Genomic DNA, 20,024 nt, shown 5'->3' with positions numbered 1-20,024 from the left:
CATGGCCGGGGGGCGTGATCCCCGGATCTCCCCCGCCCCGCGGCGCTGCACAGAGGTGGCGTGCCGACCCGTACCGGAAGGCGTCAGCGCGGCTCGTCGCCGCCGTCGGCGGCCTCGTCCTCGGCCTGCTTGGCCTGCACCTCGGGGTCCAGGACTGCTCCGCCGGTGCCGTCCACCGACGTCAGCCGCCCGCTCTCGGGGACCTCCGTCGCCTCGGGCGGCTCCACCAGCCAGTCCGGGTTGGCCTGCTTGTCCCACCACTTCCAGGCGGCGAAGGCACCGCCCGCGACGGCGCCCACCACAGCCAGGACCTTGAAGACGCGGCCGGCACTCGCCCGCCGCTCGTTCTTGCGGGCCAGCTTCTGGATGTCCTTGGCCGAGACCTGCCCGCGCAGTGCGACCAGTGCGGCGGCACCCCGCGCGGCGGCCTCGTCCTTGACGGGTCCGGCCGCGGCGACCGCCTGCTCGATCACCGGACGGGAGTAGTCGGCCGCCTGCCGGGCGGCCAGTCGTGTACGGACCGCGGCCTCGTGCGCGGCCTGGTCCATCTTCGGCGGCACATGCGTACGGGCCTGTTCCAGACGAGGCGCGACATGCGTGCCGTACTGGAGCCGGGCCTGGCATGCGGCCTGCGACACCTTGGGCGCCAGCCGTACGCGCGCCTCCTGTGCGTAGTGAGCGGCCCTGTCCTTGGCCGTGTCGGCGTAGGGCGCCACCACTTCCGCGGCGTGCAGCACGCTGTCCTTCGCCGAACCGGTCGCGGCGCGCACGCTGTCGATGCGGGTCACGGGTTCCTCCTCCTCGGTGGCGTACGGTAATCGACTTTCCACCCTTTTACGGATCATGCCTGCCGACGCACAGCCAGGCATGCGAGGGCGAGCATCCGGGTCACGGGCGATGACACCGGGCCCTCCGGGGCGCGTGGTACCGGAGATGCGACCAAAGGACGATCCACGGCAATACGGACGAATACAGGGCAACAGGGGCCTGTCGACGACAATGCCACGGATCCTCCTCCCACGCTCGCAACCCAGGGGTACCCACTCGGATTTCGCTCAGCCCTCTCACCCGCCCGACGCCCGGACCGGAGCCGGGCGACGTACGCCGGGGACCGTGCGAGGATCGGGGAGCACAACAGGACGACGGAAGGCACATCGTGGCCGAGCAGCTGTACGCCACCCTGAAGACCAACCACGGCGACATCGAGGTCCGGCTCCTGCCGAACCACGCCCCCAAGACGGTCAGGAACTTCGTCGAGCTCGCCCGGGGCGAGCGTGAGTGGACCAACCCCGAGACCGGGGAGAAGACCACGGACAGGCTCTACGACGGCACCGTCTTCCACCGGGTGATCAGCGGCTTCATGATCCAGGGCGGTGACCCGCTGGGCAACGGCACCGGCGGCCCCGGTTACAAGTTCGAGGACGAGTTCCACCCCGACCTCGCCTTCGCCAAGCCCTACCTGCTCGCCATGGCCAACGCCGGCCCGGGCACCAACGGGTCGCAGTTCTTCATCACCGTCTCCCCGACCACGTGGCTGAACCGCAAGCACACGATCTTCGGCGAGGTCGTCAACCCGGCCGGGCAGAAGGTCGTCGACGCCATCGCCGCCACGGAGACCAACCCGCGCACCGACCGTCCCGTCAAGGACGTGGTCATCGAGTCGGTCGTCGTCGAGACCCGCGAGGGCTGATCACCGAGGCTCCTGGACCGCCCTCGCCGGCGCGTCCCAAGGGAACCAAATGCCCCGCTCGTCCGTAAGGAAGGGCGGGGCCGCGTGCCTCTCGGACTCGGACGGACAAGGGAGGGGATCCCATGGACCAGTCACCGGACGGCCCGCAGGGCCCGGACGGCCAGGCGACCCCGCCCGCCCACAGCCTGCCCGGCTGCTACCGGCATCCCGACCGTGAGACCGGCATCCGCTGCACCCGCTGCGAGCGCCCGATCTGCCCGGACTGCATGGTCAACGCGTCCGTCGGCTTCCACTGCCCCGACTGCGCCCGCGGCGGCGGCGGCACCGGACCGGCCCCCGCCGCCTCCCGGCCCCGCACGCTCGCCGGCGGTGCGGTCGCCGCGGATCCGCGCCTCGTCACCAAGATCCTCATCGGTATCAACGTGGCGGTGTTCATCGCCGTCCGCGCGCGGTCCTCGCTCCTCGGCGACCTGGTCCTGATCGGACAGTGGCCGCCCGCCCCGTACATGCCGACCGAAGGCGTCGCGGAGGGCGAGTGGTACCGCCTGGTGACCTCGATGTTCACCCACCAGGAGTTCTGGCACATCGGGTTCAACATGCTCGGCCTCTGGTGGCTCGGCGGCCCCCTCGAAGCGGCCCTCGGCAGAGCCCGCTACCTCACGCTCTACCTGGCGTCCGGCCTGGCCGGCAGCGCCCTCACCTACCTGCTCGCCGCACCGACCACCGCCTCGCTCGGCGCGTCCGGCGCCGTCTTCGGCCTCTTCGGCGCGACCGGCGCCCTCGTCCGCCGGCTCAACGCCGACATGCGCCCGGTCATCGCCCTGCTGGTGATCAACCTGGTCTTCACCTTCGGGTGGCACAACATCGCCTGGCAGGCCCACATCGGCGGTCTCGTCGCCGGCGCCGTCATCGGCTACGCCATGCTCCACGCCCCGCGCGAGCGGCGGACGCTCGTGCAGTACGGCACCTGTGCAGTGGTCCTCGTGGCCGTCGTCGGGCTGACCCTGTTGAGAACCCTGCAGCTCACCTGAGCGCCGCGTTGTCCACAACCGGTACCGGGTCCTGTGCACAGTGTGCGGGAACAAGTGTGCCCCCTGTCACTGAACCGTGTTTCCGCAGGTCAGGCAGGGGGCGAACAGGTTTTCGGTTGTTGGTACTTACGTCACACCGGTGTCAATGCCCGGCGAGTTATCCACAGATCTTCGTTTCTTTTCCCCACCGTGTGGACAAGGTCTGTGGATAACTCGGTGGATAGCCCTGGGGAGAGCTACTTCCACTGCGTGGAGACACCGAATCCGGCGGCGATGAAACCGAAGCCCACCACGATGTTCCAGTTGCCCAGCGCGTCGATGGGCAGCGACCCGTCGGTGACGTAGAAGACGACGATCCAGGCCAGACCGATGACGAACATGGCCAGCATGACCGGTGCGACCCAGCTGCGGCTGGTCAGCTTGATGGCGGCCGCCTGCTTCGCGGGCGGCGGCGTGTAGTCGGCCTTCTTGCGGATACGTGACTTCGGCACGAGGGTCTCTCCTGTCGATGCGCTGCGTGGCCGCGCAGGGAACGGTTCGGGCTCGGGGCGGCGTACAAGGGGACTCTGAGCGCTCCCCCGGGCGTCCGTTAGCGTAGTGCTTCCGCGGCGCCGAAGGAGATAAGGGTACGTTGAGCAATTCTGCCGACTCCCCCGGGACCGGATCCAGTCCTGCCCGCAGAAGCCGTTTCCGGCCGGTGCGGGTGCTCACGGCAGCCGTCTTCGCTCTCGCCGGGCTGATTTTCTTCACCAGCTTCGACACCGCCAAAGGCACCAATATCCGCACGGACGCCTCTTTGCTGAAGTTGTCCGATCTCATCCAGGAACGCAGCCACAAGAACGGCGAACTGGACGAGTCCAACGCGGCCCTGCGGAGCGACATCGAATCGCTCGCCGAGCGCGACGACGGAAGCACGAAGGCGGAGGACGACAAGCTCGCCGCGCTGGAGGAGAGGACGGGCACGCACGAGCTGAAGGGCGAGTCGATCTCGGTCACGCTCGACGACGCCCCGCCGGACGCCACCGCCAAGCTCCCCGGCTACCCCGAGCCGCAGCCCGACTACCTGGTGATCCACCAGCAGGACCTGCAGGCCGTGGTGAACGCGCTGTGGCAGGGCGGCGCCGAGGGCATCAAGGTGATGGACCAGCGGCTGATCTCCACCAGCGCGGTGCGGTGCGTCGGCAACACGCTGATCCTCCAGGGCCGCGTCTACTCGCCGCCGTACCGGATCCAGGCGGTCGGGAATCCGGAGCGGCTGAAGAAGGCGCTGGCCGAGTCGCCGGCGATCCAGAACTACATGGTGTACGTCAACGTGTACGGGCTCGGCTGGAAGGTCGAGGACGAGGGGACGGCGACCCTGCCGGGGTACTCGGGCGCCGTCGACCTGCACTACGCCCAGCCTGTGGAGTGACGCCGTTCCCGAGGGCTCCGCGCCGCTAGTCTGGTGCCGTACGGCGTGAGTCTGGTGCCGTGGTGCGACGGAAGGGACGGCATGTACGGCTGGATCTGGCGGCATCTGCCGGGGAACGCGTGGGTCAGGGCGCTGCTCTCGCTCGTGCTCGTGGTGGCCGTGGTCTACGTCCTCTTCCAGTACGTCTTCCCGTGGGCCGAACCGCTGCTTCCCTTCAACGATGTGACGGTGGACAACCAGTGAGCGCGCGCATCCTCGTCGTCGACAACTACGACAGCTTCGTCTTCAACCTGGTCCAGTACCTGTACCAGCTGGGCGCCGAGTGCGAGGTACTGCGCAACGACGAGGTGTCCACGACACACGCCCAGGACGGTTTCGACGGGGTGCTGCTGTCGCCGGGGCCCGGAGCGCCGGAGCAGGCGGGCGTGTGCGTCGAGATGGTGCGGCACTGCGCGGCGACCGGCGTGCCGGTCTTCGGCGTCTGCCTCGGCATGCAGTCGATGCAGGTGGCGTACGGCGGTGTGGTGGACCGGGCGCCCGAGCTGCTGCACGGGAAGACCTCGGCGGTGGAGCACGGGGGCAAGGGCGTCTTCGCGGGCCTCCCGACGCCGTTCACGGCGACGCGGTACCACTCGCTGGCCGCCGAGCCGGGGACCGTGCCGGCCGAGCTCGAGGTGACGGCCCGCACGCACGACGGAATCGTGATGGGGCTGCGGCACCGGGAACTGCCCGTCGAGGGCGTGCAGTTCCATCCGGAGTCGGTGCTCACCGAGCACGGGCACCGGATGCTGGCCAACTGGCTGGTGGAGTGCGGCGACCAGGGCGCGGTGGCGAGGTCGGCGGGGCTCGCCCCGGTGGTGGGCAGGGCCACGGCGTGACCGCGCTGCGCCCCGAGCGCGAGTCCGGCGCGGCCGGTGACCAGGGGGCCTCGTACGGGCACGCGTACGAGGGTTCCGGTGCGTTCGGAGGCGGCTCGTTCGGGGACGACGCGCACGGGAACGGCTGGTACGCGGGGCACGTCCCGGGCGAGGGGGCGCCCGAGGAGCCCCACGTGCCCGTCGCCGACGACGAGACGGTGGCGCTGCGGGTCCCGGACCCTCCTCCGGGACGCACGGAAGGCGTTCCTCCGCCCGAGGCGGCCGGACCACCCGGTGGGGGCCGCGCGGCCCGCAGGAAGGCCGCCAAGGGCCGTCACGGGCGCCGTGGAGCCGCTCAGCCCCCGTCGGAGGCCCAGGGGCCCGGGCACGCGCCGAAGGCGCCGCTGTCACGCGTGGAGGCCCGCCGCCAGGCCCGCGCGCGCAAACCGGGCCCGGCGGTGATCGCGAGCCGGGCGATCGGCGAGGTCTTCATCACGACCGGCGTGCTGATGCTGCTGTTCGTCACCTACCAGCTGTGGTGGACGAACGTGCGGGCGCACGCCCAGGCCGACAAGGCGGCGAGCAGCCTCCAGGACGACTGGGCGAGCGGCAAGCGGAACCCGGGGGCCTTCGAGCCGGGGCAGGGCTTCGCCATCCTGCACATCCCGAAGCTGGACGTGGTGGTGCCGATCGCCGAGGGCGTCAGCAGCAAGAAGGTGCTGGACCGCGGCATGGTGGGGCACTACGCCGAGGACCCGCTCAAGACGGCGATGCCGGACGCCAGGACCGGCAACTTCGGGCTCGCCGGGCACCGCAACACGCACGGTGAGCCGTTCCGCTACATCAACAAGCTTGAGGCGGGCGACCCCGTCGTCGTGGAGACGCAGGACGAGTACTACGTCTACAAGATGTCGTCGATCCTGCCGGTGACGCCACCGAGCAACACCAGCGTCCTCGACCCGGTGCCCAGGCAGTCGGGGTTCACCGGGCCCGGGCGCTACATCACGCTGACCACGTGCACCCCCGAGTTCACCAGCAAGTACCGGATGATCGTCTGGGGCAAGATGGTCGAGGAACGGCCGCGCAGCAAGGGCAAGCCGGATGCGCTCGTCAATTAAGGGCGGATGACCAGTGGCAGCGACCACCGACACGGATCACGAAGAGCACACCGACGCCTCCGGCCGGCCGCCGTCCGCGGCACGCCGCCGTCGCCGCCCGGGGCGGGCCGTCGCCCTGGTCGTCAGTGTCTGCGGTGAACTCCTCATCACGGCGGGCCTGGTGCTGGGCCTGTTCGTCGTCTACTCGCTGTGGTGGACGAACGTCGTCGCCGACCGCGCGGCCGGCAGACAGGCCGACGAGGTCCGTGACAACTGGGCGCAGGACCGGGTGGGCCGGAGCGGGCCGGGTGCGCTGGACACCAAGGCGGGCATCGGCTTCCTGCACGTGCCCGCGATGGGGAGCGGCGACGTCCTGGTGGAGAAGGGCACGTCGATGAAGGTCCTCAACGACGGCGTGGCGGGCTACTACACCGAACCGGTGAAGTCGGAGCTTCCGACGTCGGGCAAGGAGGGCAACTTCGCGCTGGCGGCCCACCGCGACGGGCACGGCGCCAAGTTCCACGACATCGACAAGATCGAGAAGGGTGACCCGATCGTCTTCGAGACGAAGGACACCTGGTACGTGTACAAGGTCTACGGCATCCTCCCGGAGACCTCGAAGTACAACGTGAAGGTGCTCGGGGCCGTCCCCAAGGAGTCCGGGAAGACCAAGGCGGGGCACTACATCACGCTGACGACCTGCACGCCGGTGTACACGAGCCGGTACCGGTACGTGGTGTGGGGCGAGCTGGTCCGCACGGAGAAGGTGGACGGCGAGCGGACCCCGCCGGCGGAACTGAGGTGAGTGCCGCCGCTTGACGCGGCCTCGCACACCGCGGAGCCCCGGCCCTCTGTCGAGGGCCGGGGCTCCGTCCGTTCAGTGGCGGTGGCGGTGGCGTCAGTCGCGGCCGAGGCCGCCGATGAAGCCGCCGCCGTCGTTGTTGCCGTTGCCGTTGCCGTTGTTGCCGCCGGCGGTCTGCAGCTGGACCGGCGTGGCGGCCGGGTCGTCCACCTCGGTGCCGGGCTGCGGGTTGAGGCCTATGACGATCGCGTTGTCGTCACCCGGGGAGCCGGGGACGACCTGGATGTTCGTGAAGCCGTTCTGCTGGAGGATCTGCCGGGCCTCGGCGAGGGTCTTGGTCCGGACCTCGGGCACCGCGGTCTTCTTCGGAGCCTTGGCGATCTTCACCGTGACCGTGCTGCCGCGGTCCACGTCGCTGCCCGGGCTGAAGCTCTGCTCGAAGATGGTGCCCTCGGGCTGAGCGGTGGACTCCTCCTCCGTCTGGGAGCCGAGGACGAGGCCCTTCTCCTTCAGACGCTGCTCGGCGTCCGCCGGGCTCAGGCCCAGCAGGCTCGGCACGGTCACCTGGGAGGTCTCCCGGGCGACGGTGAGCGTGACGGTCGAGCCCTTCTCGCGGGACTCGCCGCCCTCGGGGTTCTGGGAGAGCACCGTGTCCGGGGTGTCCGTCGACTCCTTGGACTCCTTCTCGACCTCGAAGCCCGCGTCCTTCAGGGCCTTCTCGGCGTCGGCGAAGGTCTGGCCCTCGACGTCCGGGACCTCGGCCTTGGGCGCGCCGGTCGAGACGACCAGGTTGACGGTCGAGTTCTTCTTGACCTCGGTGTCCGGCTTCTGGTCCTGCGAGCAGATGTGGCCCTTGGCCTGGTCCTCGCAGGGCTTCTCGCTGAACGCCAGCTCCAGGTCGGCGTTGGTCGCCTGGTTGCCGGCCTCCTGCTTGGTGAGGCCCACGAAGTTCGGCACCGGGACGTTGTCGTTGCCCACGCCCCCGCCCCCGATGGCGTACTTGCCGATCATGATGGCGCCGACGAGCACGAGGATGCCGGCCAGGACCAGGAGGATCGTGGAGGTGTGGGACTTCTTCTGCTGCCGGCGCCGGCCGGGGCGGTCGTCGTAGCCGTAGCCGCCGTCGTCGGCGTTCATCGGCGGCAGCATGGTCGTGGCGCCCGCGCCCGCGCCGGAGTCCGAGCGCAGGGCGGTGGTCTGCTGGTCGTCGGGGTAGCCGTAGCCCCCGGCCGCCATGACGCCCATCGCGGCGGTGGCGGCGACCGGCTGGCCGTCGAGGCAGGCCTCGATGTCGGCGCGCATCTCGTCCGCTGACTGGTAGCGGTAGTCGGGGTCCTTGACCAGGGCCTTCAGGACGATCGCGTCCATCTCGGGCGTGATCTCGGGGTCGAAGACGCTGGGTGCCTGCGGTTCCTCGCGGACGTGCTGGTAGGCGACCGCGACCGGGGAGTCGCCGACGAACGGCGGCCGGACCGTGAGGAGCTCGTAGAGCAGGCAGCCGGTGGAGTACAGGTCGGAACGCGCGTCGACCTGTTCGCCCTTGGCCTGCTCCGGGGAGAGGTACTGGGCGGTGCCGATGACGGCGGAGGTCTGGGTCATCGTCATGCCCGAGTCGCCCATGGCGCGGGCGATGCCGAAGTCCATGACCTTGACCTGGCCGTTGCGCGTCAGCATGACGTTGGCGGGCTTGATGTCGCGGTGGACGATGCCGGCGCGGTGCGAGTACTCCAGGGCCTGGAGGATGCCGATGGTCATCTCCAGCGTCCGCTCGGGCAGCAGCTTGCGGCCGGAGTGGAGGAGCTCACGGAGTGTGGACCCGTCGACGTACTCCATGACGATGTACGGGATCGACACGTTGTCGATGTAGTCCTCGCCCGTGTCGTAGACCGCGACGATCGCGGGATGGTTGAGCGAGGCGGCCGACTGGGCCTCCCGGCGGAACCGGGCCTGGAAGGACGGGTCTCGCGCGAGGTCCGCGCGGAGCGTCTTCACCGCCACGGTGCGGCCGAGCCGGGTGTCGTGCGCGAGGTATACCTCCGCCATGCCACCACGGCCGAGCACCTGGCCCAGCTCGTACCGGCCGCCGAGGCGACGCGGCTCTTCCATGGTTACCTACCAGCCCTCTCCGTCGGTCCCGACCGGCATGCTTGTACGGTCGGGGGCTGCCGTCCGGCCTACCGTACCCGGCTCGTTCTGTGTGACCTGGCCAAGCCCGGTACCCGATACAGGACCGGTATCGCAACGTGCGTCGATGTGAAGGGGACGTGAGCGGAGTCACGTCCCGTTCAGCGCTTGGTCACTTCTTGCTGTTGATGACGGCCTCCATCACGTTCTTCGCGATGGGGGCCGCGAGACCGCCGCCGGAGATGTCGTCGCGGCTGGCGTTCTCGTCCTCGATCACCACGGCCACGGCGACCGGCGAACCGCCGTCGGTCTTGGCGTACGAGATGAACCAGGCGTACGGGTTCTCGCTGTTCTCGACACCGTGCTGCGCGGTACCGGTCTTGCCGCCTACGGTGACGCCGTCGATCTGCGCGTTGGTTCCCGTGCCGTCCTTGACGACGGTCTCCATCATCGACTGCAGGATCTGGGCGTTCTCCGCGGACAGCGGCTTGCTCATCTCCTGCGGGTCCGTCTTCTCGATGGTGTCGAGGTTGGGCGCCTGGAGCTCGTCCACCATGTACGGCTTCATCAGGGTGCCGTTGTTGGCGATGGCCGAGGTGACCATGGCCATCTGCAGCGGGGTGGCGGCGGTGTTGAACTGGCCGATGGAGGAGAGCGCGACCTGCGAGTCGTTCATGTCCTCGGAGAAGACCGACGCGCTGGAGCGGACGGGGACGAACTGCTCCTCGGTGAAGCCGAACTTCTTGGCCGTCTCGAGCATCTTGTCGTTGCCGAGGTCGTAGCCGATCTTGCCGAAGACGGTGTTGCAGGAGACGCGCAGGGCCTCGCGGAGGGTGGCGTTCTCGCAGGGCAGGTCGCCCTCGTTGTTCAGCGGGGTGCTGGTTCCGGGCATGGTCCACGGCAGCGGCGAGTCGGTCTTCTCGTCGGCCGAGGTGTACTTGCCGTGCTCCAGCGCCGCCGCGGCGGTGACGACCTTGAAGGTCGAGCCGGGCGGGTAGACCTCGCGCAGGGCGCGGTTGAGCATCGGCTTGTCGGGGTTGTTCTTCTCGATGATCTTGTTCCAGGCCTTGCCGTCGGCGTCGCTGCCGCCGGCGATCGTCGAGGGGTCGTACGAGGGGTACGAGGCCAGGGCCAGGATCTTGCCGGTGGAGGGCTCGATGGCGGCGACGGCGCCCTTGGCGCCCTGCTTCTTCAGGCCCTCGTAGGCGGCCTTCTGCGCGGCGGTGTTGAGCGTGGTGACGACGTTGCCGCCCTCGCGCTTCTTGCCGGTGAGCATGTCGAGGGTGTTGCGGAAGAAGAGCCGGTCGTCGTTGCCGGTGAGGATGCCGTCGTCGATGTTCTCGAGCTGGGTGGCGCCGTAGGCCTGGGAGACGTAACCGGTGACGGGCGCCCACATGGCGCCGTCCTTGTAGGTGCGCTTGTACTTGAAGTCGCCCTCGGTGGTGGCGTGTCCGGTGATGGCCTTGCCGTCGACGATGATGTCGCCGCGCGGGGTGGCGTAGCGCTCGATGGCGACGCGGCGGTTGTCCTCGTCGTTCTTCAGTTCGTCGGCCTGGACGTACTGGAGCCAGTTGTCGCGGATGAGCAGGGTGAGGACCAGGAGTCCGCAGAAGATCGCGATGCGGCGCAGGGGCTTGTTCACGGTCGGACCACCTGGGTCATCTCGGCGTCGGGGTTGGCGGCGGGCGCGGGGGCGGGCCTGCGGGCGGTGTCGCTGATGCGCAGCAGGATGCCGATCAGCGCCCAGTTGGCGATGACGGACGAACCTCCGTAGGCCAGGAACGGCATCGTCATACCGGTGAGCGGGATGAGGCCCATCACACCGCCCGCCACGACGAACACCTGGAGCGCGAAGGCACCGGACAGGCCGATGGCGAGCAGCTTGCCGAACGGGTCGCGGGCGGCCAGGGCGGTGCGCACGCCGCGCTCCACGATGAGTGCGTAGAGCAGGAGCAGGGCCATCAGGCCGGCCAGGCCGAGCTCCTCGCCGAAGGTGGCGAGGATGAAGTCGGAGTTGGCGGCGAAGCGGATCAGCTCGGAGTGGCCCTGGCCCCAGCCGGTGCCGAGGGTGCCGCCGGAGCCGAAGGCCCACAGGGCCTGCATGGCCTGCTCGGAGTGGCCGACGCTGCCCGCGCGGGAGAGCGTGTACTCCTTCATCGGGTCGAGCCAGGCGTCGACGCGCTGCTGGATGTGCGGTTCGAAGGTGGCGACGCCGACGGCGCCGACGGCGGACATCAGCAGACCGAAGACGATCCAGCTGGTCCGCTCGGTGGCGACGTACAGCATGATCACGAACATGCCGAAGAACAGCAGCGAGGTGCCGAGGTCGGTCTCGAAGACGAGGATGAGGATCGAGACGATCCAGACGACCAGGATGGGGCCGAGGTCGCGGCCGCGCGGCAGGTAGAGGCCCATGAAGCGGCGGCTGGCCAGGGCGAGGGCGTCGCGCTTCACCATCAGGTAGCCGGCGAAGAAGATCGCCAGGACGATCTTGGCGAACTCACCGGGCTGGATGGAGAAGGAGCCGATCTGGATCCAGATCTTGGCGCCGTAGATGTTCTTGCCGAGGCCCGGGACCAGCGGGAGCAGCAGGAGGAACAGGGCGCCGACCATCGAGATGTAGGTGTAGCGCTGCAGGACGCGGTGGTCCTTGAGGAAGATCATCACGGCGACGAACAGGGCGATGCCCATCGCGGTGTACATCAGCTGGCGGGGTGCGGCGGTGCCGGCCTGCTTGATGTTCTGGAGCAGTTCGGACTGGTCCAGGCGCCAGATGGCGACCAGGCCGAGGCCGTTGAGCAGCGTGGCCAGCGGCAGCAGCAGGGGGTCCGCGTAGGGCGCGAACTTGCGCACGACCAGGTGACCGACGCCGGCCAGGAGGCCGAGGCCGAGGCCGTAGCTCAGCAGTCCGGCGGGTACCTCGTCGTTGATGGCCAGGCCCACGTTGGCGTAGGCGAAGACCGGGATGACGACGGCGAACACCAGCAGGGCCAGCTCGGTGTTGCGGCGGCTGGGCGCGCCGATGGCGCCGATCGTGGACGTGTGGTGCGTCGGCGAGTTGGAAGTACTGCTCATCGTGTGACGGGGCCTCTCACGGCTTGCCTACTGCTTACCGCACAGCGAGACGACCTTCTGCTCCTCCTCCGAGAGGCTGGGGCCGGGGCTGGTAGTGGGTGCGGTCGTGGACGGGGACGGTGACGATTCGGGCGTCTTGGACGGCGCCGACGCGCTGGGCGTCGGTGTGGCCTTGGACGTGAAGGAGGCGGGAGTGGTTCCCGTGGTGCCCCCGGCCTCGCCCTCGCCCGTCTTCGCGTTCTCGCTGTCCGCGGCCCGCCGTTCGGCCTGCTTCCGGCAGGCGGAGGCCTGGACCGACAGCTCTTCGATCTTCGCCCGGGCGTCGTTCAGGTCGCCTTCGGCGATGGTCGACTCGACGAGCTTCTGCTGGTAGGGCGGCAGGTACTTGAGTTCGATCTCGGGGTGGTCCTTCTGGACCTCGGAGAGCGAGACCCAGGCCAGGTCCTGGCTGATGCCCCGGTACAGGGCGACGTGGTCGTTGTTGATGCCGACGTAGTACTGGGTCTGCGTCCAGCGCCAGCCGCCGTAGAGGCCGCCGCCGACGACGGCGAGGGCGAGCACGGTGTAGAAGGACCGCTTGAGCCACTTGCGGTTCTTGCGGGGTTTGACGAAGTCGTCGTCGCCGTAGTCGTCGAAGCCGCCGGCCGGGATGTAGCCGGTGGTGTCGCCGCTGCCGGGCGGGCCGAACTCGCCCCCGCCGTGCCGGCCGCCGCCCTGGCGGCCGAGGCCGGCGGCCCGGCCGGCCGGGGTCTGCATGATGCCGTTGTCGCCGAACTGGGCCTGGTTCTCGGCGACGGCGCCGACGACGACGGGCGTGTCGGAGAGCTGGCCGGCGAGGGTGTCGCCGGTGTCGAGGTCCAGGACGTCGGCGACGATGACGGTGATGTTGTCGGGGCCGCCGCCGCGCAGCGCGAGCTGGATCAGCTCCTGCACCGTCTCCTGGGGGCCCTGGTAGCTGGCGAGGGTGTCCTCGAGCGTCTGGTGCGAGACGACGCCGGAGAGTCCGTCGGAGCAGATGAGGTACCGGTCGCCGGCCCGCACCTCGCGGATCGACAGGTCGGGCTCGACGTGGTCGCCGCTGCCGAGGGCCCGCATCAGCAGGGAGCGCTGCGGGTGGGTGCCGGCCTCCTCCTCGGTGATGCGTCCCTCGTCGACCAGGCGCTGCACCCAGGTGTGGTCCTGGGTGATCTGGGTGAGGACGCCGTCGCGCAGGAGGTAGGCGCGGGAGTCGCCGACGTGGACGAGGCCGAGGCGCTGGCCGGTCCAGAGCAGGGCGGTGAGGGTGGTGCCCATGCCCTCGAGGGCGGGGTCCTCCTCGACCATGTGCCGCAGCTGGTCGTTGGCGCGCTGCACGGCGGTGCCCAGGGAGGTCAGGATGTCCGAGCCGGGCACGTCGTCGTCGAGGGCGACGATGGTGGAGATCACCTCGGAGGAGGCGACCTCACCGGCGGCCTGGCCGCCCATGCCGTCGGCGATGGCGAGCAGGCGGGGGCCGGCGTAACCGGAGTCCTCGTTGCCCTCCCGGATCATGCCCTTGTGCGACCCGGCGGCGAAGCGCAGTGACAGACTCATGCGCACCTCGCCCGTCGGCTCCGGGTACAGCCGGTCGTGTCGAGCCACACTGCCCACCCTCCGGTCGGGAGCGCGCCGGGGCCGGGGGTGCCGGCCGCCGTTGCGTGCTCGCTCCGCTCGCGCTCAATCATTGGTGTAGCACTACTTCCGCAGCTCGATGACGGTCTTGCCGATGCGGATCGGCGCCCCCGGGCCGATGGGGGTGGGGGACGTCAGCCGGGACCGGTCCAGGTAGGTGCCGTTGGTGGAGCCCAGGTCCTCGACGATCCACTGGCCGTCGCGGTCCGGATAGATCCTGGCATGGCGGCTGGAGGCGTAGTCGTCGTCCAGCACGATCGTCGAGTCGTGTGCCCGGCCGAGCGTGATGGTCTGGCCCTGGAGGGCAACGGTGGTGCCGGTGAGGGTGCCCTCCGTCACCACGAGTTTGGTGGGAGCGTTGCGGCGGCCGCGGCCGCCGCTCGGCTGCTGGCGCTGCGGTGGAGGCGCCTGGCCCTGGCGCGCGGCCTGCTGCGGTCGTGCGGATTCGCGCCGCGATCCGCGCTGGGTGACCCGCGTACCGAACAGGTCGCTGCGGATGACCTGCACGGCCACGATCACGAACAGCCACAGTACGGCCAGGAAACCCAGCCGCATGACCGTGAGGGTCAGCTCTGACATTGCCCCCGGATCACCCTTCGGCTTGCCTATAGATAACGGTGGTGCTGCCCACGACGATCCGCGAGCCGTCGCGGAGCGTAGCGCGGGTGGTGTGCTGCCCGTCCACCACGATGCCGTTGGTGGACCCGAGATCCTGGATCGTCGAGGGCGTTCCGGTCCGGATCTCGCAGTGCCGGCGGGAGACGCCGGGGTCGTCGATCCGCACGTCGGCCTCGGTGCTGCGTCCGAGCACGAGGGTCGCGCGGGAGATCTGATGGCGGTTGCCGTTGATCTCGATCCAGTGGCGGGTGCGGGTGCCCGGCGCGGGTGCGGCCGGGGGGTGCTGGCCGCCCGCGGGCTGCGGGTAGCCGTAGCCGCCGGGGCGTCCGCCGGGAGGCGGAGCGGCCGGCATGGGCGGGGCGCCGGCGGGAGCGGCGGGCGGGTAGCCGTAGCCACCGCCCGGGGCGCCGGGGCGTCCGGAGGGAGCGGGGGGCGCGGCGGGTCCCGCGGGGCCCGGGCCTCCCTGCTGGCTGCTGGAGGAGGCGAGCGTACGGCTGCGGACCCGGTACAGGCCGGTGTCGAGGTCATCCGCCTTCTCCAGGTGGACCTTGATCGGTCCCATGAAGGTGTAGCGCTGCTGCTTGGCGTAGTCGCGCACCATCCCGGCGAGCTCGTCGCCGAGCTGGCCGGAGTAGGGGCTGAGGCGCTCGAAGTCGGGCGTGCTCAGCTCCACGATGAAGTCATTGGGCACGACCGTGCGGTCGCGGTTCCAGATGGTCGCGTTGTTGTCGCATTCGCGCTGGAGCGCTCCCGCGATCTCCACGGGCTGCACCTCGGACTTGAACACCTTCGCGAAGGTGCCGTTGACCAGACCTTCGAGACGCTGCTCGAACTTCTTCAGGACTCCCATGGGGCACCTCCTCCGTCGCTGCCGTCCTGTCCACTGCCCTGCGTACTGCTCGTCGTGCCGCGTGTCCGCGCACTGTCCACCTGGTACTGCTTACTGATCGTATCCACGCGCCGGTCGATCGGCTGGTTCCCCCTGTCGGCCCCGTCGACGGGTGTCGACGCCCTTCGGAGTTCCCGCTGTGGCACCTCTTCGAACTCCCCCGGCCTTGCGAAGCGTGCTCCCGCAGGTACTCATGCCCAGGATCGTAGAGGCGGCCGTGGACCAGTGTCCCGCACCTGACCGCGGACCCCTACCGGCTCCTGGGGAGACGGCGGGGACCGGTACGAGGTTGATACGTGAACGGACACGGGCCGGTACGAGTGCCCGGCCGCTCCCTGGAGGGTCCGTTCGCTCGCGAACAAGGGATGTGAATCGGCCCCGTACAGCGTGCTAATGTTCTGGGTGTCGGAAGGCGCCGGGCCGAAAGGAACGGGGCCGGAGGACACACCCAATGCGCGGGTGGCGGAATAGGCAGACGCGCTGGATTCAGGTTCCAGTGCCCGCAAGGGCGTGGGGGTTCAACTCCCCCCTCGCGCACCAGACGGAAGCCCCCCAGGTCTCGGACCTGGGGGGCTTCCGCGTTGTCGGGCGCGGCGCGCTGTGAGGAAGGTCTCACGCGGGTGGGATCACGCCCGGCCCCACAGGGCGGGGACGTTGGGCGGCTCCCAGCCGGTCATCGACGTGTGGGCCTGGAGGCAGCGGTAGGCGCCGGAGCCGTACGTCACGCGGTCGCCGGCGCGGTAGGCGCGGCCGGGGGCCCAGGTGCCGCCGGGCGGGTCGGTGGGCGGGTCGGTGGGGGTGCCCGGGCCGGGACCGCCGTCCACGTTCAGCACGAAGTCGAAGGTGGCCTCCTTGCCGCCGCCCGCGTCGCGGACGTTCATCAGCAGCGCCGGGTCGAAGATCGTGTCGGTGTTGTTGCGCGGTTCGCCGGGGAAGTACAGCTGGGTGGTCAGCACGGGTTCACCGGGGGCCTGGGCCTTGACGTGGATGTGCCGGGTACGGCCCGGGTAGAGGCCGGGCACGATCGTGCGCAGGGTGAAGGCGCCGGTGGAGTCGGTGAACTGGTGGCCGCGCAGTGTGTATCCGGCCATGTCGTAGGCGCCCGCCTGGTCGGCCTGCCAGAAGTCGAGCAGGACGCCGGACAGGGGGACGCAGTTGCGGCCGAAGACGTAGCCGCGGACGGTCAGCCGGGTGCCGGCGGTGCCCACGGTGGTCAGGTCGGTGCGCAGCGGGGAGCTCGGCTTGAAGTAGGGGCCCTCGATCTGGTCGGGCGTGGGGTCGTCGCCGTCGTCGCAGAAGGGTGTCGGTGCCAGGGTCGTGCCCGGGGTGCGCGCGGAGTCCCGGGCGAGGGCGACGGCGCCGCCGGCCAGCAGCGGCACGGCGGCGCCGGCGGCGACGGCCGCCCTGAGCAGGGTCTTGCGGCTGATGCCCGGCTCGGTGCCGGCTTCGTCGGGGGTGGGTGTCATGGCGGGCTCCTCGGTCTCCTCGGTGGGGGGCAGCCCCTGGGGAAGGCGATGGGCGGACGTGCACGACGCGGAGCGCGTCCCCCGGGGTGCGGGGCGGGCAGGGTGCTCCGGGGGACGCGTTCCAGTGGTTGATCGCCGAAACCGTACGGCGCTCCGGCGGGCTGCGGGGACCTCCCGTTCCGCCCCCTGCCCGGCGTTATGGGGAGGGGGGCGCGGCGGCCGTGTACGGGCGGTGCGGGCGGCTGTACGGTCGGGGCGCGCCCCCCGGCGGCGGGTGTGCCCGGTGAGTGCGGGCGGCCGGCGGCGGGCGCACGGGTGGCGGGGCGCGCGGGGCGGGTACGCCGTGGTGCGCCGGGCCGCGCGCGGGTCGGGTACGGGAGTCGGGGAGGACGGTCGGATGGCCGAGGCGATGGCGGGGAAGCACACCGGGGAGGCCGCGGGCGCGGCCGGTGCGACGGACGACGGGGCGGCGGCGGCCCGGGTGCCGGGTGTGCCGGGGTTCGCGCGGTGGCCCGCGGACGGCTCTCCCAAGGCGGAGGGCAAGGCGCTGCGCGGGCGCGTGCCGCGGTCCGCGCACGCCGCCTTCGACCCGGACGGGGCCCGGCCGGACGCTGTGAGCGCGGTCGAGGAGTCCCACCGGGGCCGCATCCCGGGGCTCACCCCGATACGGACCGGGCGGATGGCGGCCACGCCGTTCGCCTTCCTGCGCGGCTCGGCGGGCCTGATGGCGTACGACCTGGCGCGCACGCCCGTGACGGGCATCGGCGCCCAGATCTGCGGCGACGCGCACGCGGGCAACTTCGGTCTGTACGGCGACGCCCGCGGTGGCCTGGTGATCGACCTGAACGACTTCGACGAGACGGTCCACGGCCCCTGGGAGTGGGACCTCAAGCGGCTCGCCGCCTCCCTGGTGCTCGCGGGCCGGGAGGCCGGGGCCGACGAGGACACGTGCCGGGAGGCGGCCCACGACGCGGCCGGCGCCTACCGGCGCACCATGCGGCTGCTGGCCCGGCTGCCCGCGCTGGACGCCTGGAACGCCATCGCCGACGAGGAGCTCGTCTCCCACACCGACGCCCACGATCTGCTCGGCACGCTGGAGCGGGTGAGCGAGAAGGCACGGGCCAACACCAGCGGCCGTTTCGCGGCCAGGTCGACCGAGGCCACCGAGGACGGCGGACGCCGCTTCGTCGACGCGGCACCGGTGCTGCGCCGGGTGCCGGACCGGGAGGCGGCGGCGGTCGCGGCCTCCCTGGAGCCCTACCTCGCCACGCTGTCCGAGGACCGGCTGCCGCTGCTCGCCCGGTACGCCGTGCACGACGTCGCCTTCCGCGTCGTCGGCACGGGCAGCGTGGGCACGCGGTCGTACGTCGTGCTGCTGCTGGACCACCGGGGCGAGCCGCTCGTGCTCCAGGTGAAGGAGGCCCGGCCCTCGGTGCTGGAGCCCCATCTGGCGGCCGTCGGTTTCGACGTCCCCGAGGTCGCGCACGAGGGTCGCCGCGTGGTGCTGGGACAGAAGCGCATGCAGGTGGTCAGCGACATCCTGCTGGGCTGGACCACGGTCGACGGGCGGCCCTTCCAGGTGCGGCAGTTCCGCAACCGCAAGGGCAGCGTCGATCCCGCCGCCCTGGCCGCCGACCAGCTCGACGACTACGGCCGCATGACCGGCGCCCTGCTGGCCCGCGCCCACGCGCACAGCGCCGACCCGCGCCTGGTCGCCGGCTACTGCGGCAAGAACGAGGAGCTGGACGAGGCGGTGGCCGCCTTCGCCCTGGCCTACGCCGACCGCACCGAGGCGGACCACGCCGAGCTGCTCGCCGCGGTGCGGGCGGGCCGGATCGCCGCGGAGACCGGCGTGTGACGCCTCGGTCCGCCGCCGCGGGCGGGGACTGCGGGCACGCCGGTGGTGGCGGGCGGTGCGTGGCCTAGGCTGGTCGGGTGACGACCCCGGAAGCTGAGCCCGAGCAGGGCGGTGCCCCACGGCCCGAGGAGCGGCTGGAGCGGGCCGTACGGGCCGCCGAGCAGGCGCTCATCGAGTACGAGATCGCCCTGGAGACCTTCCGCGTGGAGGTCGAGAACTTCTCGCGGCTGCACGAACAGCGGCTCGGCCCGGTGTACGCGCGGCTCGAGGAGCTGGAGGCGCAGATCCTGGAGGCCAGGGCGGCCCGCAGCGGCGACGCCGAGGACCGGCGCCGGGCCGACGAGGCGCGGGCCCGGCTGATGCCGATCCCCGGGGTCGAGGAGCTGCTGCACGGCTGGATGGACGGGGACGGCCTGTTCCCGGAGGCCACGGCGATGCTCACCGGCCAGGCGGTGCGTCCGCCGAAGCGGGTCCGGCCGGGCGAGGAGGCCCGCAGGCTCTATCGCGAGCTGGCCCGCAAGGCCCATCCCGATCTGGCACAGGAGGACGCCGAGCGGGCCCGGCGCGAGGAGTTCATCACCCGGGTCAACGCCGCCTACGCCCGGGGCGACGAGGCCGAGCTGCGGGCGCTGGCCGAGGAGTGGGCCGCGGGCCCGGTGCCCGAGCGGCGGCCGAGCCGCGGCGAGGAGCTGTACGTGCGCCTCGAGTGGCTCGACCGGCGCAAGGAGCTGCTCACCGTGCTCGCCAAGGAGCTGGAGGAGAGCGCGATCGGCGCCATGCTCAGGCTGGCCCCGGACGACCCCGACCGCCTGCTGGAGGAGATCGCCGAGAAGCTGGCGGCCCAGGTGGGCGAGCGGGAGGCCGAGCTGGCGGGGCTGCTGGGGCAGTAGTCCCGGGCCGCTCCCGCCGGCCGCCGGGGCGCCGCGGCGTGGTGCGGTGGGGGACGACGACCCGTGCCGGCCGTCGCCGCGGCCCGCCGCCTCCGCGCGGCGCGGGCCCCGCGGGCCGGCCGGGCGGGGCGTCGTGTCGGGTAGCGTCGGGGACATGAGTTTTGGAGCTGGTGTGCCCACGGTCGAGGTCACGGACCTCAAGGACGGCGACTTCCTGCTGGACGTCCGTGAGGACGACGAGTGGCAGGCGGGTCACGCCGCCGGGGCCCTGCACATTCCCATCAGCGAGTTCGTCGCCCGCTACGGCGAGCTGACCGAGGCGGCGCCCGGGGACGGCCGGGTCCACGTGATCTGCCGTTCCGGCGGCCGCTCGGCCCAGGTCACCATGTACCTGGTCCAGCAGGGCATCGACGCCGTGAACGTCGACGGCGGCATGCAGGTGTGGGCCGCCGCCGGCCGGCCCGTCGTGGACGGGAAGGGCGAGCCGGGGCACGTCCTCTAGCGGTCCGGCACGGGGCGACGGCCCACGGCGCGGTGTGGTGACGGCCACTGCGCCGCCGGGCCGC

19 protein-coding genes and 1 tRNA gene are annotated in these 20,024 nt (G+C 71.2%); 11 read left to right on the top strand and 9 right to left on the bottom strand.

The window, feature by feature from the left end; translation table 11 throughout:
• Positions 1-83 precede the first annotated feature (83 nt).
• The gene (locus ACFWJB_RS01860; RefSeq protein ID WP_386919637.1) at positions 84-788 is read right to left on the bottom strand and encodes a DUF5324 family protein; all 705 of its coding nucleotides are present in this window, start codon (positions 786-788) and stop codon (positions 84-86) included.
• A gap of 368 nt (positions 789-1,156) precedes the next feature.
• Between ACFWJB_RS01860 and ACFWJB_RS01855 the strand changes: the two genes are divergently transcribed.
• Together ACFWJB_RS01855 and ACFWJB_RS01850 are read left to right on the top strand one after the other, a co-directional pair.
• Positions 1,157-1,690, top strand: a complete 534-nt coding sequence (locus tag ACFWJB_RS01855; protein WP_386919635.1) for a peptidylprolyl isomerase — start codon at positions 1,157-1,159, stop codon at positions 1,688-1,690.
• 122 nt (positions 1,691-1,812) lie between these two features.
• Positions 1,813-2,721 carry a rhomboid family intramembrane serine protease gene (locus ACFWJB_RS01850; protein WP_386919633.1) on the top strand — a complete coding sequence of 303 codons (909 nt, stop codon included), beginning with the start codon at positions 1,813-1,815 and terminating at the stop codon, positions 2,719-2,721.
• A 236-nt stretch (positions 2,722-2,957) separates the two neighbouring features.
• Here ACFWJB_RS01850 and crgA read toward each other — a convergent pair whose 3' ends face one another.
• The gene (gene crgA / locus ACFWJB_RS01845; protein ID WP_386919631.1) at positions 2,958-3,212 is read right to left on the bottom strand and encodes a cell division protein CrgA; all 255 of its coding nucleotides are present in this window, start codon (positions 3,210-3,212) and stop codon (positions 2,958-2,960) included.
• Between the two features lie 140 nt (positions 3,213-3,352).
• On the opposite strand from crgA, the gene ACFWJB_RS01840 reads away from it, so the two are divergent.
• Genes ACFWJB_RS01840 through ACFWJB_RS01820 form a run of 5 tightly spaced genes read left to right on the top strand, consistent with a single transcriptional unit; the run spans position 3,353 to position 6,891 of the window.
• Positions 3,353-4,132: a DUF881 domain-containing protein gene (locus ACFWJB_RS01840; RefSeq protein WP_385466888.1), complete on the top strand. Its 780-nt coding sequence runs from the start codon at positions 3,353-3,355 to the stop codon at positions 4,130-4,132.
• 45 nt (positions 4,133-4,177) lie between these two features.
• Entirely contained in the window at positions 4,178-4,375 is a 198-nt protein-coding gene (locus ACFWJB_RS01835; RefSeq protein WP_362486658.1) for a hypothetical protein, read from the top strand.
• Entirely contained in the window at positions 4,372-5,010 is a 639-nt protein-coding gene (locus ACFWJB_RS01830) for an aminodeoxychorismate/anthranilate synthase component II (protein ID WP_386919629.1), read from the top strand. Before ACFWJB_RS01835 ends, ACFWJB_RS01830 begins: the two co-directional genes overlap by 4 nt.
• Positions 5,007-6,107: a class E sortase gene (locus tag ACFWJB_RS01825; RefSeq protein ID WP_386919627.1), complete on the top strand. Its 1,101-nt coding sequence runs from the start codon at positions 5,007-5,009 to the stop codon at positions 6,105-6,107. The genes ACFWJB_RS01830 and ACFWJB_RS01825 overlap by 4 nt, the downstream gene beginning before the upstream one ends.
• A 13-nt stretch (positions 6,108-6,120) precedes the next feature.
• Entirely contained in the window at positions 6,121-6,891 is a 771-nt protein-coding gene (locus ACFWJB_RS01820; RefSeq protein ID WP_385466881.1) for a class E sortase, read from the top strand.
• A gap of 93 nt (positions 6,892-6,984) precedes the next feature.
• Here the strand turns inward: ACFWJB_RS01820 and pknB are convergent, their stop codons facing one another.
• The 6 genes from pknB to fhaA form a co-directional block, all read right to left on the bottom strand.
• Positions 6,985-8,994, bottom strand: coding sequence for a Stk1 family PASTA domain-containing Ser/Thr kinase (gene pknB, locus ACFWJB_RS01815; RefSeq protein ID WP_386919625.1), 2,010 nt, complete (start codon positions 8,992-8,994; stop codon positions 6,985-6,987).
• 190 nt (positions 8,995-9,184) lie between these two features.
• A complete protein-coding gene (locus ACFWJB_RS01810; RefSeq protein WP_385466875.1) occupies positions 9,185-10,654 on the bottom strand; it encodes a peptidoglycan D,D-transpeptidase FtsI family protein in 1,470 nt (489 codons plus the stop codon).
• Positions 10,651-12,087, bottom strand: a complete 1,437-nt coding sequence (locus ACFWJB_RS01805) for an FtsW/RodA/SpoVE family cell cycle protein (RefSeq protein ID WP_385466872.1) — start codon at positions 12,085-12,087, stop codon at positions 10,651-10,653. The genes ACFWJB_RS01810 and ACFWJB_RS01805 overlap by 4 nt, the downstream gene beginning before the upstream one ends.
• Positions 12,088-12,114: 27 nt before the next feature.
• Positions 12,115-13,659, bottom strand: coding sequence for a Stp1/IreP family PP2C-type Ser/Thr phosphatase (locus ACFWJB_RS01800; RefSeq protein WP_385466869.1), 1,545 nt, complete (start codon positions 13,657-13,659; stop codon positions 12,115-12,117).
• A 141-nt stretch (positions 13,660-13,800) separates the two neighbouring features.
• Positions 13,801-14,316: an FHA domain-containing protein gene (locus ACFWJB_RS01795; RefSeq protein ID WP_385466866.1), complete on the bottom strand. Its 516-nt coding sequence runs from the start codon at positions 14,314-14,316 to the stop codon at positions 13,801-13,803.
• Between the two features lie 10 nt (positions 14,317-14,326).
• The gene (gene fhaA, locus ACFWJB_RS01790) at positions 14,327-15,205 is read right to left on the bottom strand and encodes an antibiotic biosynthesis regulator FhaA (RefSeq protein ID WP_385466863.1); all 879 of its coding nucleotides are present in this window, start codon (positions 15,203-15,205) and stop codon (positions 14,327-14,329) included.
• A 492-nt stretch (positions 15,206-15,697) separates the two neighbouring features.
• On the opposite strand from fhaA, the gene ACFWJB_RS01785 reads away from it, so the two are divergent.
• A tRNA-Leu gene (locus tag ACFWJB_RS01785) sits at positions 15,698-15,784 on the top strand.
• Positions 15,785-15,870: 86 nt separating this feature from the next.
• Here the strand turns inward: ACFWJB_RS01785 and ACFWJB_RS01780 are convergent.
• The gene (locus ACFWJB_RS01780) at positions 15,871-16,710 is read right to left on the bottom strand and encodes a carbohydrate-binding protein (RefSeq protein WP_386919621.1); all 840 of its coding nucleotides are present in this window, start codon (positions 16,708-16,710) and stop codon (positions 15,871-15,873) included.
• A gap of 397 nt (positions 16,711-17,107) precedes the next feature.
• Here ACFWJB_RS01780 and ACFWJB_RS01775 point away from each other — a divergent pair, with 397 nt between their 5' ends.
• The 3 genes from ACFWJB_RS01775 (at position 17,108) to ACFWJB_RS01765 (ending at position 19,960) form a co-directional block, all read left to right on the top strand.
• Positions 17,108-18,568: a DUF2252 domain-containing protein gene (locus ACFWJB_RS01775; protein ID WP_385466858.1), complete on the top strand. Its 1,461-nt coding sequence runs from the start codon at positions 17,108-17,110 to the stop codon at positions 18,566-18,568.
• A 77-nt stretch (positions 18,569-18,645) separates the two neighbouring features.
• Positions 18,646-19,458, top strand: coding sequence for a J domain-containing protein (locus ACFWJB_RS01770; RefSeq protein WP_386919619.1), 813 nt, complete (start codon positions 18,646-18,648; stop codon positions 19,456-19,458).
• Between the two features lie 172 nt (positions 19,459-19,630).
• Positions 19,631-19,960: a rhodanese-like domain-containing protein gene (locus ACFWJB_RS01765; RefSeq protein ID WP_385466906.1), complete on the top strand. Its 330-nt coding sequence runs from the start codon at positions 19,631-19,633 to the stop codon at positions 19,958-19,960.
• Positions 19,961-20,024: the final 64 nt, after the last annotated feature.

This window comes from Streptomyces sp. NPDC127100, assembly GCF_042724095.1.
GTDB lineage: Bacteria > Actinomycetota > Actinomycetes > Streptomycetales > Streptomycetaceae > Streptomyces.
The sequence above is the reverse complement of the archived record's forward strand: the minus strand, read 5'-3'. Positions and strand labels throughout refer to the sequence as shown.

What these genes read in the sequence shown, in the direction of transcription:
- ACFWJB_RS01775 (WP_385466858.1), top strand. Translation starts at nt 17,108, where the DNA reads ATGGCCGAGGCGATGGCGGGGAAGCACACCGGGGAGGCCGCGGGCGCG.
- ACFWJB_RS01795 (WP_385466866.1), bottom strand. Translation starts at nt 14,316, where the DNA reads ATGTCAGAGCTGACCCTCACGGTCATGCGGCTGGGTTTCCTGGCCGTA.
- ACFWJB_RS01780 (WP_386919621.1), bottom strand. Translation starts at nt 16,710, where the DNA reads ATGACACCCACCCCCGACGAAGCCGGCACCGAGCCGGGCATCAGCCGC.
- ACFWJB_RS01805 (WP_385466872.1), bottom strand. Translation starts at nt 12,087, where the DNA reads ATGAGCAGTACTTCCAACTCGCCGACGCACCACACGTCCACGATCGGC.
- ACFWJB_RS01850 (WP_386919633.1), top strand. Translation starts at nt 1,813, where the DNA reads ATGGACCAGTCACCGGACGGCCCGCAGGGCCCGGACGGCCAGGCGACC.
- ACFWJB_RS01800 (WP_385466869.1), bottom strand. Translation starts at nt 13,659, where the DNA reads ATGAGTCTGTCACTGCGCTTCGCCGCCGGGTCGCACAAGGGCATGATC.
- pknB (WP_386919625.1), bottom strand. Translation starts at nt 8,994, where the DNA reads ATGGAAGAGCCGCGTCGCCTCGGCGGCCGGTACGAGCTGGGCCAGGTG.
- fhaA (WP_385466863.1), bottom strand. Translation starts at nt 15,205, where the DNA reads ATGGGAGTCCTGAAGAAGTTCGAGCAGCGTCTCGAAGGTCTGGTCAAC.